Below are 14,563 nucleotides of genomic sequence, written 5' to 3'. Positions count from 1 at the left end.
AGTAAGGGAGTATCCTGGAGGCCATGGCCACCCAGAAGACGTACCGGATCGACCCTCTCACCCTGGAAGTCGTCGACCTCATCGGCTCGGTCGTCGCCCGGTACCACGAGGACTACGAGGACGTCGCCGCCGAGCACGCCCTCACCGGGGCGCAGGCGCGGCTGCTCGGTCTGCTGTCGCTGGAGCCGCTGCCGATGCGGAGGCTGGCGCAGAAGCTGAAGTGCGAGCCGTCGAACGTGACGGGGATCGTGGACCGGCTGGAGCTACGGGGGCTGGTGGAGCGGCGGCCGGATCCCTCCGACCGGCGGGTCAAGCTGGCGGCCGCGACGGAGGAGGGGCGGCGGGTGGCGCACTCCCTGCGGGAGTCACTGCGTTTCGCCCGGGAGCCGCTGGCGGGGCTGTCGCGTGAGGAGCGGGTGTCTTTGCGCGATCTGCTCCAGCGCATGCTGACGCCGTAGCCGGCCGTTCCTCCGCCCCCCGTCGCCCGAAGGGCTCGTCCTCAAGCGCCGGACGGGCCGCGGATGCGGGACCGCGCTGGAGATGAGGGCGCGCGCCGACGGCTCCGGCCGGGGGCAGATCCTTCAGCCCGTCCGGCGCTTGAGGACGAGGCCCTGAAGACCGTCCTGCCCCTGAGGGCGGAGCCCTCAGGGGCAGGACGGGTCGGGCAGGGGCGAGAGAACCTACGTGCACCACCACAGGAAGCGATTGCACGTGTGCGAAGGCGAAGGCGTCGGAGTCCCCGGCGCCGACGTCGGCGCGGCCGGCGGCGTCGTGGCGGAACGCGTCGGCTCCGAAGAGGCGGGCGCCGACACCGGGGCCCCGCCCCCCGTCCCCGCCGTGGCCGACTGCCCCTGAGTGTCCTTCTTGTCCCCGTCCTTGGACTTGTCGCCCTTGGCGGACTCGGACGCGGAAGCGGAGGGCGACGCCGAGGTGCTCGGCGAGCCCGTGGCGGTGGGCGCCTCGCCCCCGGAACCTCCGGTGTCACCGGCCGGCCGCGCCGTACGCCCCGCGGAGGCACCCGAGCCACCGTCGGCGGACGCGTCCGCGCCGGCCGCGTGCGGAGTCACTCCGGGCGCCTCGATGCCGAGTTCGGCGAGGCTCAGTCCGCCCGCGGCGAGCAGCAGCCCCGCTCCGGCGAAGAGCACCCTGCGGCGCCTCCTGCGGTGCGCCGCGGCCTTCCGGTCGCGCCGGCTCGCACCGGCGGGCCCGCGCCCGCGCCGTCGCCCGCCGGCCCGGCGACGACCACCGCCCTCGCCGTCACCCCCGTCGGCGTCGCCGTCGTCGTCGCCTTCGGGGTCTTCCTCGTACGCGTCCTCGCTCTCGTGCGGATCGTCGGAGTCGTACGGGTTCGTCCCCGCGTCCGGTTCCGGGTGCGCCCCGGTGCGGCCCGCGGATGAGCGGAGCTGTTCGGCTGAGGTGCCGCACCCCGGGCAGGCAAGGGCGCCGTTGAGGTGCCTTCGGCACGGGTCGCAGTAGTCCATGACGCCGGAAGACTAAGTTCCTCATGCGTCACGTTGATAGTCACGGCTGTGAAAATTTTGTGGGAACCCTTCGTTCCGGCGCGTCGCAGCCCTCGTTCACAGCGGCACGTGTGCGACGACCCGAGGCATAACGCCAAAATCCGCCGCCGCCCCTCGCGTTCGAACCATTGACACTCCCGGGCCCGCATCCTACTGTCACGCCAGCATTTCGAACGTGTGACGAAATTTCGAACAGACCGCAAGAGCACAGGGGGCATCTGCCGTGCGCATCACGGGAATCAGCACACACGTGGTCGGGACGCCCTGGCGGAACCTGACCTACGTCCAGGTGCACACCGACGAGGGCATCACCGGAGTCGGCGAGACCCGCATGCTGGGCCACACCGACGCGCTGATCGGCTATCTGCGGGAGGCGGAGGCCAATCACATTCTCGGTTCCGACCCGTTCGCTGTCGAGGACCTCGTCCGGCGCATGAAGTACGGCGACTACGGGCGCGCCGGCGAGATCGTGATGTCGGGCATCGCCGTCATCGAGATGGCCTGCTGGGACATCAAGGGGAAGGCGCTCGGCGTCCCCGTGTGGCAGTTGCTCGGCGGCAAGGTCACCGACCGGGTCAAGGCCTACGCGAACGGCTGGTACACGACCGAGCGGACCCCGGAGGCCTACCACAAGGCCGCTCAGGAGGTCGTCGCCCGCGGGTACCGTGCCCTCAAGATCGACCCGTTCGGCACCGGCCACTTCGAGCTCGACCACGAGGCCACGCTCTACTCCGTCTCCCTCATCGAGGCGGTGCGCGACGCGATCGGCCCCGAGACCGAGCTGATGCTGGAGATGCACGGCCGTTTCTCGCCCTCGACCGCCGTCCGGCTCGCCCGCGAGCTCGCGCCCTTCAAGCCCGCGTGGCTGGAGGAGCCGGTGCCGCCGGAGAACCTGAAGGCGCTGGAGAAGGTGGCCGCCAAGGTCGACATCCCGATCGCCACCGGCGAGCGGATTCACGACCGCATCGAGTTCCGTGAACTGTTCGAGAGCCAGGCCGTCGACATCATCCAGCCCGACGTCGGTCATCTCGGCGGGATCTGGGAGACCAGGAAGCTGGCAGCGACCGCCGAGGCCCACTACGTGCTCGTCGCGCCGCACAACGTCGGCGGCCCGGTCCTCACCGCCGCCTCCCTCCAGGTCGGCTTCAGCACCCCCAACTTCAAGATCCTGGAACACTTCAACGACTTCGCGGACGCGGAGATCAAGAAGGTCGTGAAGGGCGCCCCGCAGGTGGTCGACGGCTACTTCGAGCTGTCCCACGAACCCGGCCTCGGTGTCGAGCTGGACGTCGACGCGGCGGCCGAGTTCCCGCAGCAGCAGGCCCGCTTCGACCTCTGGGCGGACGGCTGGGAGCAGCGCAGGCCGAAGGGGGCGCAGTGAGCACCGCGGTCGTCGTCGACGCGCCGGGTGAGCACCGGCTGACCGCCCACGAGCCGGTGCGGCCGACCGCGGGCGAGGCGCTGGTCCGGGTCCACGCCGTCGGCATCTGCGGCAGCGACCGCGAGGTGTACGAGGGCAACCGGCCGGAAGGGTACGTGCGTTATCCCCTCACCCCCGGCCACGAGTGGTCCGGGACGGTGGCGGAGGTGGGCGCCGGGGTGCCCGCCGGTCTCGTCGGGCGCAAGGTCGTCGGCGAGGGTTTCCGCAACTGCCAGGTCTGCGACCGCTGCCACGCGGGCGAGACCACGCTGTGCACGGCGGGGTACGAGGAGACGGGCTTCACCCAGCCGGGTGCGATGGCCGCCACCCTCACTCTGCCCGCCCGGCTGCTGCACGTGCTGCCGGACGACGCCGACCTGACGGCCGCGGCCCTCCTGGAGCCGGCCGCCTGTGTCGCGGCGGCCGCGCTCAAGGCGGACGCGCGCCCCGGTGAGCGGGTCGCGGTGGTGGGCACGGGGACGCTCGGGATGTTCGCCGTCCAGTTCCTGCGGGCGGGTTCCCCCGGGGAACTGCTCGTCGTGGGCACCCGCCCCGACCGGGACAAGCTCTCGCGGACCTTCGGTGCCACCGACTTCCGCACGAAGGACCAGGAACTCCCGGCCGACTTCGACGTCGTCATCGAGACCGCCGGGTCCGCGTCCGCCGCGCGCACCGCCGCCTCCCTGCTCAGGCGCGGCGGGCGCCTGGTCCTCACGGGCATCCCGGCGCCGGGCGCCGAAGGGCTCGACCCCACCGATCTCGTCGTACGGCAGTTGGAGGTGCACACCGTGTTCGGGGCACCGCCGGCGGCCTGGGCGCACACGGTGCGGGTGTTCGGCGCGGGGCTGCTCAGCCCCTTGCCGCTGGTCACGCACGAACTGCCGCTCGCCGGGTTCGCCGAGGCCATCGAGCTGGCGGGGTCCGGCGATCCCGCGGTCGGCAAGATCCTTCTGCGTCCTTAGCCGTACGCCGGTACGGAGTCACCTGACGGCTCCGTACCGGCGTACCCCCTCGGCCTCCGCGCATCCAAAGCCGCGAACTTCGTCCGAAATCACGAACATGAACATGAAGGACAGCCAGTGACCGACCCCTCTCCCACGGTTCCCCGTCGACCCGGTGAGCAGGCACTCGCCGCGCTCGGCCTGGGCGCGCCCGCCCTCTCGCCCGCCGACGCCTCGCCGCACAGCTTCCCGGAAGGCGGCCGCTGGCGCACCGAGGTCCCGTCCGTGGAGGGTCCCGAGGCCCTGGCCGTGGTCCTCAAGGAGTCCTCGCGGCTCGATGTGCCGATCCACCGCATCAGCCAGGGCAGCGGCGTCTGGATGCTGACCGACGCCGAGATCACCGAGATGGTCGAGGCCACCGCCTCGCGCGACATCGAGCTGTGTCTGTTCACCGGTCCACGCGGTACCTGGGACATCGGCGGTTCGGTGCGCTCCGACTCCCGCGGCGGCGGACTGCGCGCCCGGGGCCACGACGCGGTGGCCGGCTGTGTCGAGGACGCCGTCAGGGCGACGGAGCTGGGCGTCACGTGCCTGCTCGTCGCCGACGAGGGCGTGCTGTGGACCCTGCATCGGGCACGCGTGGCCGGGATCATCCCGGCCGACACGACGCTCAAGCTCTCGGCACTCGTGGGGCCGGTCAACCCGGCCTCGTACGCGGTATACGAAAGGCTCGGCGCGGACTCCATCAACGTGCCGAGCGACCTGACGCTCGATCACCTCACGGAGATCCGTCGGGTTTCGGCCGCACCCATGGACATGTACATCGAAGCCCCCGACGATCTCGGCGGGTATGTCCGGATGTACGAGGTGGCCGAGCTGATCCGGCGCGGCGCACCGATCTATCTGAAGTTCGGCCTGTCCAAGGCCCCTGGGATCTACCCGTACGGACACCACCTGCGGGACCTGACCCTGAACACCGCCAAGGAGCGGGTGCGGCGCGGCAGGCTCGCCCTGGACCTGCTCGCGCGGCACGGAGCGGACGGTGACATGGCGCCGCTCGGCTCGCGAACTCCCGGTCGGATGACACGTTTTGACACCTCCGCATAACGTTCCGACTAACTCCCCTTCACAAAAGCCGACACGGCCGCGCACAATCCCACACACCTCTCCTCGGTCTTTTCTTCGCACCGCCCCGCGGAGCGTCCCCGCATCGCGAGGCCGAGTCCGGTCCACGACATCAAGGAAGATGATCATGCGTAATCGCAGAGCTGCCCTCACCGCCATAGCCGGCGCCGCGTCCCTCGCCCTGTCCCTGTCCGCCTGCGGCCAGAGCGGTGACGGCGGCAGCAAGAGCGACAGCAAGGACATCAAGGGAGCCACCATCGGCATCTCGATGCCGACCAAGTCCTCCGAGCGCTGGATCGGGGACGGCAAGAACGTGGTCAAGGACCTTGAGTCGAAGGGGTACAAGACCAAGCTGGCCTTCGGTGAGGACGACCCGGACCAGCAGGTCTCGCAGATCGAGAACATGATCACGCAGGGTGTGAAGGCCCTGATCATCGCGGCCATCGACAACAAGTCGATGAACAACGTGCTCCAGCAGGCCGCCGACGCCAAGATCCCGGTCATCTCCTACGACCGCCTCATCCTCGGCACCAAGAACGTCGACTACTACGCGTCGTTCGACAACACCAAGGTCGGCGAGCTGCAGGCCGGTTACATCGTCGACAAGCTCGGCCTGAAGGACGGCAGCAAGAAGGGCCCGTTCAACATCGAGCTGTTCGCGGGCTCGAACGACGACAACAACACGAAGTACTTCTTCCAGGGCGCGATGAACGTCCTGCAGCCGTACATCGACAAGAAGCAGCTCGTCGTCAAGTCCGGCCAGACCCAGCTGACCCAGGTCACCACGCTGCGCTGGGACGGCGGCACCGCGCAGAAGCGCATGGACGACATCCTCACCTCGGCGTACAAGACGGCCCGCGTCGACGCGGTGCTCTCGCCCTACGACGGCATCTCCATCGGCATCCTCTCATCGCTGAAGTCGGACGACTACGGCTCCAAGAGCAAGCCGCTGCCGATCGTGTCCGGCCAGGACGCCGAGCTCGCCTCGGTGAAGTCGATCATCGCGAACGAGCAGACGATGACCGTCTACAAGGACACCCGCGAGCTGGCCAAGGTGGCCTCGAACATGGTCGACGCGGCGCTCAAGGGCAAGAAGCCCGAGATCAACGACGACAAGACCTACGACAACGGCACCAAGGTCGTCCCCGCGTACCTGCTGCAGCCGGTGAGCGTCGACAAGACCAACTACGAGAAGGAACTGGTCGCCACCGGCTACTACAAGGACAGCGACCTCAAGTAACCGCCACCTCCTAGTGATTGGAAGGCACGACCATGGCGGGACCCGTCCTGGAAATGCGCTCGATCGTCAAGACCTTTCCCGGCGTCAAGGCGCTGTCGGACGTCACACTGACCGTCCAGCAGGGCGAGGTCCATGCCATCTGTGGGGAGAACGGCGCCGGCAAGTCGACCTTGATGAAGGTCCTCTCCGGCGTTCACCCGCACGGGAGTTACGAGGGGGACATCCTCTTCGAGTCGGAGGTCTGCACGTTCAAGGACATCAGGGCCAGTGAGCAGCACGGCATCGTGATCATCCACCAGGAGCTGGCCCTGGTGCCCTACCTCTCCATCGCGGAGAACATCTTCCTCGGCAACGAGCACGCCACCCGCGGGCTCATCAGCTGGACCGAGACGCTGCGGCACGCGTCCGAGCTGCTGCGGCGGGTCGGGCTCGACGAGAACCCGCAGACCCGGGTCGCCGACATCGGCGTGGGCAAGCAGCAGCTCGTCGAGATCGCGAAGGCGCTCTCGAAGAAGGTGAAGCTGCTCATCCTGGACGAGCCGACCGCCGCCCTGAACGACGAGGACAGCGGCAAACTCCTGGATCTCATCCTGGAGTTGAAGAGCCAGGGCATGACCTCGATCATCATCTCCCACAAGCTGAACGAGATCGAGCGGGTCGCGGACTCGGTGACCATCCTGCGCGACGGCCGGACCATCGAGACGCTCGACGTGAAGGCCGCGGAGACCACCGAGGACCGGATCATCAGCGGCATGGTCGGCCGCGACCTGGAACACCGGTTCCCGGAGCGGACTCCGCACCACCCGGAGGAGGGCACCGCGCCCGCCCTGGAGATCCGCGACTGGACCGTGTTCCACCCGATCGACCAGCAGCGCAAGGTGGTCGACGATGTGTCGATCACCGTACGGCGCGGGGAGATCGTCGGTATCGCCGGGCTCATGGGCGCCGGGCGCACCGAACTGGCGATGAACGTCTTCGGGCGCGCCTACGGCCGCTACGCGGGCGGCACGGTGCACAGGGACGGCAAGGAGATCCGGACGAAGACCGTGTCCGAGGCGGTCGGGCACGGGATCGCGTACGTCACCGAGGACCGCAAGCACTACGGCCTCAACCTGATCGACACGATCAACCGCAACATCACGCTCAGCGCCCTGGGCAAGGTCTCCAAGCGCGGGATCGTCGACGAGCACGAGGAGCGGCAGGTCTCCGAGGGCTTCCGCAAGTCGATGAACATCAAGGCACCCACGGTGTTCGAACCGGTGGGCAAGCTGTCGGGCGGCAACCAGCAGAAGGTCGTCCTGAGCAAGTGGATCTTCGCGGGCCCGGAGGTGCTGATCCTGGACGAGCCGACCCGCGGGATCGACGTGGGCGCCAAGTTCGAGATCTACACGGTCATCGACCGGCTGGCGGCCGAGGGCAAGGCGGTCGTCTTCATCTCCTCCGAGCTGCCGGAGCTGCTCGGCATGTGCGACCGCATCTACACGATGGCAGCGGGACGGCTGACGGGTGAGTTCTCGCGGGCGGAAGCCTCGCAGGAAACGCTGATGCGTCAGATGACAAAGGACAAAGAGGTAACCCGATGAGCACGGATGTGACCGCCAAGACGCCGGCCCCCGCGCCGGCCGGGAAGAGCGGCTCGGACACCGGAGAGAGCCTGCTCCAGCTGATGCTGGACGGCATGCGCCGCAACATGCGGCAGTACGGCATGCTGTTCGCCCTCGGTCTGATCGTGGTGCTGTTCGCCGTGTGGACCAACGGCGACCTGCTGCTGCCGCGCAACGTGTCCAACCTGGTGCTGCAGAACAGCTACATCCTGATCCTCGCGATCGGCATGATGCTCGTCATCATCGCGGGCCACATCGACCTGTCGGTGGGCTCGCTGACGGCGTTCGTGGGCGCGATCGGCGCCGTGCTGATGGTCAACCACGACATCTCCTGGCCGCTGGCCCTGGTGCTGTGCCTGGCCATCGGCGCGGCCGCGGGCGCCGCGCAGGGCTTCCTCATCGCGTATCTCGGCATACCGTCGTTCATCGTGACCCTGGCGGGCATGCTGACCTTCCGCGGGCTGACCGAGATCTTCCTCAAGGGCCAGACGATCGGCCCGTTCCCCGAGGGTCTGCAGAAGGTCGCCAACAGCTTCCTGCCCGAGGTCGGGCCCGATACGAACTACCACAACCTCACGCTGCTGCTCGGCCTCGCCCTGATCGCCTTCGTGGTGTTCCAGGAGGTCCGTGACCGCAAGCGGCAGCAGGAGTTCTCCCTCGGCGTGCTGCCCAGGAACCTCTTCCTGCTCAAGCTCGTCGCGCTGATCGCCGCCGTGCTCACCGTCACCATGCTGCTCGCCAGTTACAAGGGCGCTCCGGTGGTGCTGCTGATCCTCGGTGTCCTGGTCGCCGGCTTCGGCTACCTGATGCGCAACGCGGTCATCGGCCGTCACATCTACGCGATCGGCGGCAACCTCCCGGCGGCGAAGCTGTCGGGTGTGAAGGACAAGAAGGTCACCTTCCTGGTCTTCCTGAACATGGGCATGCTCGCGGCCCTGGCGGGTCTGGTCTTCGCCGCCCGCTTCAACGCGGCCTCGCCCAAGGCCGGTCTGAACTTCGAACTCGAAGCGATCGCGGCCTCGTTCATCGGCGGCGCGTCGATGAGCGGCGGCGTGGGCACGGTCCTCGGCGCGATCATCGGTGGTCTCGTCCTGGGCGTGCTGAACAACGGTATGAACCTCGTCGGCATCGGCAGCGACTGGCAGCAGGTCATCAAGGGACTGGTACTGCTGGCCGCGGTCGGGTTCGACGTGTGGAACAAGCGCAAGGTCGGTTCGTAGGCAGGCGGGTGAGCCGAAGGGGCGCGCCGGTGCCGAGTCGGCGAACGCGCGGAGGCCCGAAGGGCCGCGCACGATCGTCGGCTCGACACCGGCTGTAGCGCCCCGGAGGCGAGCCGCCTCAAAAGAGGGAGCCGCACATGCACACCAGCAGACGAACGATCATCGCCGCCGCGGCGGCCGCGGGCGTCACCGCGGCCACCGTCGGCACCGCACACGCCGGCACCGGGGGCGGGAAGCCGGTGAAGGAGCTCTTCGGCAGGCTCGCCGACGGCACCAAGGTCCACCGCTGGTCGCTCGCGAACGGCGGCACACGTCTGAAGGTCATCTCCTACGGCGGGATCGTCCAGTCGCTGGAGATCCCCGACCGGCACGGCCACTACGCGAACGTCTCCCTCGGATACGACAACCTGGCGTCCTACGTCGCCGGTACGACGTTCTTCGGGGCGACGATCGGCCGTTACGGCAACCGCATCGCGGGCGGGCGCTTCACTCTCGACGGCAAGAACTACCAGCTCTCCGTCAACGACGGCGTGAACAGCCTGCACGGCGGGGCCAAGGGCTTCAACACCAAGGTCTGGGACGTCGAGGGCTTCACCTCCGGCTCCGACGTCGGCCTGCACCTGCACTACACCAGCATCGACGGCGAGATGGGCTACCCGGGCACGCTCCGGGTGAAGGTGACCTACACCCTCACCCGGCACGGCGACTGGCGCATCGACTACGAGGCCACCACCGACAAGGCCACGGTCGTCAACCTCACCAACCACACGTACTACAACCTCGCCGGTGAGGGCCGCGGCGGCGTCTACGACCACGAACTCACCCTGGCCGCAGGCCGCTTCACCCCCACCGACACCGGGCTGATCCCCACCGGCGAGCTGGCGAAGGTCGCGGGCACCCCCTTCGACTTCCGGCGCGCCAAGCCGATCGGCCGCGACATCCGGGCCGGCCACCCCCAGCTGGTCACCGCCAAGGGCTTCGACCACAACTGGGTGCTCGACAAGGGCGTCACCGCCCGGCCCGAGCACATCGCCACCCTGCGCGACCCGGGCTCCGGCCGCACCCTGAAGATCGCGACCGACCAGCCGGGCGTGCAGTTCTACTCGGGCAACTTCCTGGACGGCACCCTCGTGGGCACCTCCGGACACACCTACCGCCAGGGCGACGGCATGTGCCTGGAGACCCAGCACTTCCCGGACTCCCCGAACCAGCCCTCGTTCCCCTCGACGGTGCTGCGCCCGGGGCGGACGTACCGCACGACGACGGTGCACTCCTTCAGCGCCTGACACCCCGGGATCCGGTGCGCGACGCCACCGAGGGCCCTGAGGTTGCCCCGGTGCCCGGACCCTCACCGGACCCTCACGAGTTGAACAGCGCCACCCCCGTCTCCGTATGAGAGGGCGGCCCGTGCTCCCCCGCACGGGCCACCCAGAGACGGAGGTTCCATGGCCGACAACGTCGCCTCGCTGTTCCGCGGTACCGCTGCGCACAGCCCCTCGATGGCTGCGCTCGCCCGCGAGAGCGACGGAGTCGGCCCGATCGACTTCTGCATCCCGTGCAACCCGTACTTCCCCACGCCCGGCATGTTCGACGAACTGGCCGGGCGGCTGCGCGAGATCATCACGTACTACCCGAGCAGCGCCGACACCATCACGGCAGAGCTGTGCGCGCTGCTCCGGCTCCCGCCGAGCTGTGTCGCCATGGGCAACGGTTCCACGGAACTGATCACCTGGATCGACCACCTGCTGGTCCGCGAGTCCCTCGCCATCCCCGTCCCCACCTTCGGCCGCTGGACCGACCAGCCGATGGAGACCGGCAAGCGCGTCGACATGTTCCCGCTCCAGGAGTCGGCGGGCTTCGCCCTGGACCCCGCGAAGTACATCCAGTTCATCCGTGCCCGGGGCACCCGGGTCGCCGTCATCTGCAACCCCAACAACCCGGACGGCGGCTTCCTGAGCCGGCAGACGGTCGTGAACTTCATGGACGCGCTCCAGGACCTGGACCTGGTGATCATCGACGAGTCGTTCCTGGAGTTCGCCGACGCGGAGAACGAGCCGAGTGTCGTCGAGGAGGCGGTGCTGCGGCCCAACGTCATCGTGCTGCGCAGCCTCGGCAAGAACTTCGGCCTGCACGGCATCCGGTTCGGCTACCTCGTGGCCAACCCCGCGCTCGCGGGCAAGATCCGCTCCATGCTGCCCAAGTGGAACCTCAACTCCTTCGCGGAGACCGTGGTGTTCATGCTCAAGGAGCACGGCGCGGAGTACATGGAGAGCCTGCACCTGGTGCGCCGCGACCGGCTGGACATGGCGCGTCAGCTGACCGCGCTGCCAGGTCTGACGGTCTACCCCTCGCAGGGCAACTTCCTCTTCGTACGGCTGCCCGTGGGGGCCGAGGGCACCGTCGTCCGCGACCGGCTGCTCACCGAGCACCGCATCCTGGTCCGCGAGTGCGGCAACAAGATCGGCTCGTCCAGTCGCTTCCTGAGACTCGTGGTGCGCCCCCAGGTGGACGTGCGTCGCCTGGTGTCCGGCCTGGAGCAGGTGCTCTACGGGTCCAGGAGGGGAGCCGTCGTGCCCGAGCCGAGCGCAGGGACCAGCTACAGCTCGGGCACGGCGGCGGTCGACCGTCTGATCAGCGAGACGAACGGGGTCGGCATGCCGCTGGCCGCGCAGGCCGCCGCGATGCCCAGCCTGCCGCCCGCGCAGACCTGGCCGGGCCCGGCACAGGCTCCGGCACAGCTGCCCGGCGGTATGCCCGGCCTGATGCCCGCGCCGGCCGCCGCCATGATGCCCGCCCCCGCCCCGGCGGCCGCCATGATGCCGCCCATGGCTCCCATGCCCCCGGCCGGCCTGCCGCAGCAGCAGCCCATGCCCGCCGTCGCCCAGATGCCGCCCCCGCCGATGCCGGCGGTGGCCCAGATGCCGCCCGCACCGATGTCCGCGCCCCCCATGCCAGGCATGCCGAGCATGCCCAATTCAATGGGTATGCCCGGTATGACTCCCGCGCCGGCCGCCGGACTCGGCCAGACCGGGATACCGGGCCTGCGCAACGGCGGGCTGACCGCCGCTCAGGTCCGGGGCCGCACCCAGCCGGAACCGGAGCCCGCGCCACAGCCGACGGGCTGGCCGGCCGCCGGCGCGATGTACAACCAGGTCGGCTAGGGCCGGGGCGGACACTCGCGGCGGGAGCTCCTCCCGGACCCCGGGGACGACGAAGGGCAAGGAGAACTCCCGCTCCTCGCCCTCTTCAACGTACAGCGCGCCAGGGGGCTTGCGGCAAGGCCCCGGTCGTACCGCAGAATCGTCGACCGAGGCCGGAAGTCGCGCACATGCCCGCTTGGCGACGTACGTGTGCTGTTGTCCACGTACGAGAACGGGGGCGTGCGCGGAGCGGCCGGCCGCCGTCCCCTCTCGTCGAACGGGCGTCCTGATGATTGACGTGATCGTGGTCGGCGGCGGTCCGACCGGACTGACGCTGGCCTGCGAACTGCGCCTGCACGGTGTGCGGGTGGTCGTGCTGGAGAAGCTGTCCGAGCCGACCACGGAGTTCCGCGGGCGCGGCCTGCACACGCGCAGCGTCGAGATCATGGACCAGCGCGGTCTGCTGGACCGGTTCCTCGCGGTCAGCGAGAAGTTCCAGGCCGGCGGTTTCTTCGGCGGCATCCACAAGCCGTGGCCCGACGGGGTGGACACGGCGCACCCGTACGGCCTCTCCACCCCGCAGCCGGTCATCGAGCGCCTGCTCCACGAGCGCGCTCTCGAACTCGGTGCGGAGATCCGGCGCGGCCGCGAGGTGGTCGGGCTGAGCCAGTACGACGGGACCGCGGCCGGGGCCGACGCCGGGGTGAGCGTCGGTCTCGCGGACGGCACGCGGCTGCGCGCACGGTATGCCGTCGGGTGCGACGGTGGGCGCAGTGCGGTGCGCGGGCTGCTCGGGGTCAAATTCCCCGGGGAGCCCGCCAAGGTCGAGACGCTGCTGGGCGACATGGAGATGACCGAGGACCGGGCGACGGTCGACGCCGTCGTCGCGGAGGTCCGCAGGACCGAGCTGCGGTTCGGCGCCCTCGCCAACGGCGACGGGACGTACCGCGTCATCGTGCCCGCCGACGGGGTGGCGGAGAACCGTGCGGCGGCGCCGACCCTGGAGGAGTTCAGGCAGCGGCTGCGGGCGGTCGCGGGCACCGACTTCGGCGTGCACTCGCCGCGCCGGCTGTCGCGGTTCGGCGACGCGACCCGGCAGGCCGAGCGCTACCGGGTCGGCCGGGTCATACTGGCCGGCGACGCGGCGCACATCCACCCGCCGACCGGCGGGCAGGGGCTCAACCTCGGCGTCCAGGACGCGTTCAACCTCGGCTGGAAGCTGGCCGCCGCGGTCGACGGCTGGGCACCGGAAGGCCTCCTGGACAGCTACCACGCCGAACGCCACCCGGTGGGCGCCCGCGTACTGGAGAACACCCGCGCGCAGATCACGCTGCTGGGGACCGACGCGGGGGCGATCGCGCTGCGCGAACTGCTCTCGAAGCTGATGGACTTCGAGGAGGTGAACCGGTACGTGACCGAGATGATCACCGCGGTCGGGGTCCGCTACGACTTCGGCGAGGGGCACGACCTGCTCGGTCGGCGGATGCGGGACATGGAACTGAGGCAGGGTCGCCTGTACGGGCTGATGCACGCCGGCCGCGGGCTGCTGCTCGACCGGACGGGCCGGCTCTCGGTGGCGGGCTGGGCGGACCGGGTCGACCACGTCGTCGACACCGGCGAGACCCTGGACGTGCCCGCCGTGCTGTTGCGGCCGGACGGCCATGTGGCCTGGGCCGGCGAGGACCAGGAGGAGCTGCTCGGCGTGCTGCCGAGATGGTTCGGCGCGCCCGTCGGCTGACCTCGCGGTGGCGGGCACCGTCCCGTTCTCCTCCCGTCCGCCCGTCCGGCCAGGGCCGCCCATCCCGGCAGGTCGATCTCGGCGCGGACCGTCTTGCCGGGCGGTTCCCGGTCCAGCACCTCCCAGCGGGCGGCGAGCGCCTCGACGAGGACGAGCCCGCGCCCCTGTTCGCCGAGCGGGTCCGCGGGCGGCACGGCGCCCGGCCCCGGCGGACGCGGCCCGTCCCGCGTGTCGGCGACCTCGACCCGGACGCTGCCCGGGACGAGGGAGAGCCGCAGCTCGAAGTCGCGGCCGGGCACCCGGCCGTGGGTCACCGCGTTGGCGGCCAGTTCGGCGACGATCGCGGCGGCGGCGTCGGAGGCGTCCGTCCCGTGCGGGATGCCCCAGGCGCGGAGCTGTTCCAGGGCGAGGTGGCGGGCGAGGCGGGCGCCGCGCGGAGTGGCGCTGAGGCGCTGCGTGAACACACGTACGGTAACCGGGCGCCGAGGGGTGGATGGTGCGGTCATGCCCCCCATCTGACGGTACCCGAGAGCGCTTCGCCAGGTCGGCGCCGCGTACGCCGGGGCAGCGTACGCGGTGACGGGGTGGACAGTACTGGTCACGGGTCGTGACCAT

Annotated in this window: 11 protein-coding genes and 1 pseudogene; 10 read left to right on the top strand and 2 right to left on the bottom strand. The window is 69.9% G+C overall.

All coding sequences use genetic code 11. The features are described from left to right. Positions 1 to 23: 23 nt before the first annotated feature. Positions 24 to 458, top strand: a complete 435-nt coding sequence (locus ABZV34_RS04075; protein ID WP_356271165.1) for a MarR family transcriptional regulator — start codon at positions 24 to 26, stop codon at positions 456 to 458. Between the two features lie 222 nt (positions 459 to 680). Here the strand turns inward: ABZV34_RS04075 and ABZV34_RS04070 are convergent, their stop codons facing one another. After that, a complete protein-coding gene (locus ABZV34_RS04070; protein WP_356271164.1) occupies positions 681 to 1,481 on the bottom strand; it encodes a hypothetical protein in 801 nt (266 codons plus the stop codon). A gap of 262 nt (positions 1,482 to 1,743) precedes the next feature. Here ABZV34_RS04070 and ABZV34_RS04065 point away from each other — a divergent pair, with 262 nt between their 5' ends. From ABZV34_RS04065 to rox, 9 genes are all read left to right on the top strand, one after another. Next, entirely contained in the window at positions 1,744 to 2,901 is a 1,158-nt protein-coding gene (locus ABZV34_RS04065) for a mandelate racemase/muconate lactonizing enzyme family protein (RefSeq protein WP_356271163.1), read from the top strand. Continuing rightward, on the top strand, positions 2,898 to 3,902 hold the full coding sequence (locus ABZV34_RS04060) for an alcohol dehydrogenase catalytic domain-containing protein (protein WP_356271162.1): 1,005 nt from the start codon (positions 2,898 to 2,900) through the stop codon (positions 3,900 to 3,902). Before ABZV34_RS04065 ends, ABZV34_RS04060 begins: the two co-directional genes overlap by 4 nt. Positions 3,903 to 4,019: 117 nt before the next feature. Further along, positions 4,020 to 4,988 (top strand): hypothetical protein, encoded by a 969-nt coding sequence (locus ABZV34_RS04055; protein ID WP_356271161.1) that lies wholly within the window; start codon positions 4,020 to 4,022, stop codon positions 4,986 to 4,988. Positions 4,989 to 5,127: 139 nt separating this feature from the next. After that, positions 5,128 to 6,246, top strand: a complete 1,119-nt coding sequence (gene chvE, locus ABZV34_RS04050) for a multiple monosaccharide ABC transporter substrate-binding protein (protein ID WP_356271160.1) — start codon at positions 5,128 to 5,130, stop codon at positions 6,244 to 6,246. Positions 6,247 to 6,278: 32 nt separating this feature from the next. Further along, positions 6,279 to 7,829, top strand: a complete 1,551-nt coding sequence (gene mmsA / locus ABZV34_RS04045) for a multiple monosaccharide ABC transporter ATP-binding protein (protein ID WP_356271159.1) — start codon at positions 6,279 to 6,281, stop codon at positions 7,827 to 7,829. Then, a complete protein-coding gene (mmsB, locus tag ABZV34_RS04040) occupies positions 7,826 to 9,070 on the top strand; it encodes a multiple monosaccharide ABC transporter permease (RefSeq protein WP_356271158.1) in 1,245 nt (414 codons plus the stop codon). The genes mmsA and mmsB overlap by 4 nt, the downstream gene beginning before the upstream one ends. Before the next feature lie 137 nt (positions 9,071 to 9,207). Next, positions 9,208 to 10,356, top strand: a complete 1,149-nt coding sequence (locus ABZV34_RS04035) for an aldose epimerase family protein (protein ID WP_356271157.1) — start codon at positions 9,208 to 9,210, stop codon at positions 10,354 to 10,356. Positions 10,357 to 10,515: 159 nt separating this feature from the next. Then, positions 10,516 to 12,231 carry a histidinol-phosphate transaminase gene (locus ABZV34_RS04030; protein ID WP_356271156.1) on the top strand — a complete coding sequence of 572 codons (1,716 nt, stop codon included), beginning with the start codon at positions 10,516 to 10,518 and terminating at the stop codon, positions 12,229 to 12,231. A gap of 268 nt (positions 12,232 to 12,499) precedes the next feature. Continuing rightward, a complete protein-coding gene (gene rox / locus ABZV34_RS04025; protein WP_356271155.1) occupies positions 12,500 to 13,948 on the top strand; it encodes a rifampin monooxygenase in 1,449 nt (482 codons plus the stop codon). Between the two features lie 50 nt (positions 13,949 to 13,998). On the opposite strand, the pseudogene ABZV34_RS04020 reads toward rox, so the two are convergent. Beyond that, a pseudogene (locus ABZV34_RS04020) lies at positions 13,999 to 14,454 on the bottom strand (ATP-binding protein); the annotation flags it as partial. Positions 14,455 to 14,563: the final 109 nt, after the last annotated feature.

Origin of the sequence: Streptomyces sp. NPDC005195 (assembly GCF_040608315.1) — a bacterium.
GTDB lineage: Bacteria > Actinomycetota > Actinomycetes > Streptomycetales > Streptomycetaceae > Streptomyces > Streptomyces kaempferi.
The sequence above is the reverse complement of the archived record's forward strand: the minus strand, read 5'-3'. Positions and strand labels throughout refer to the sequence as shown.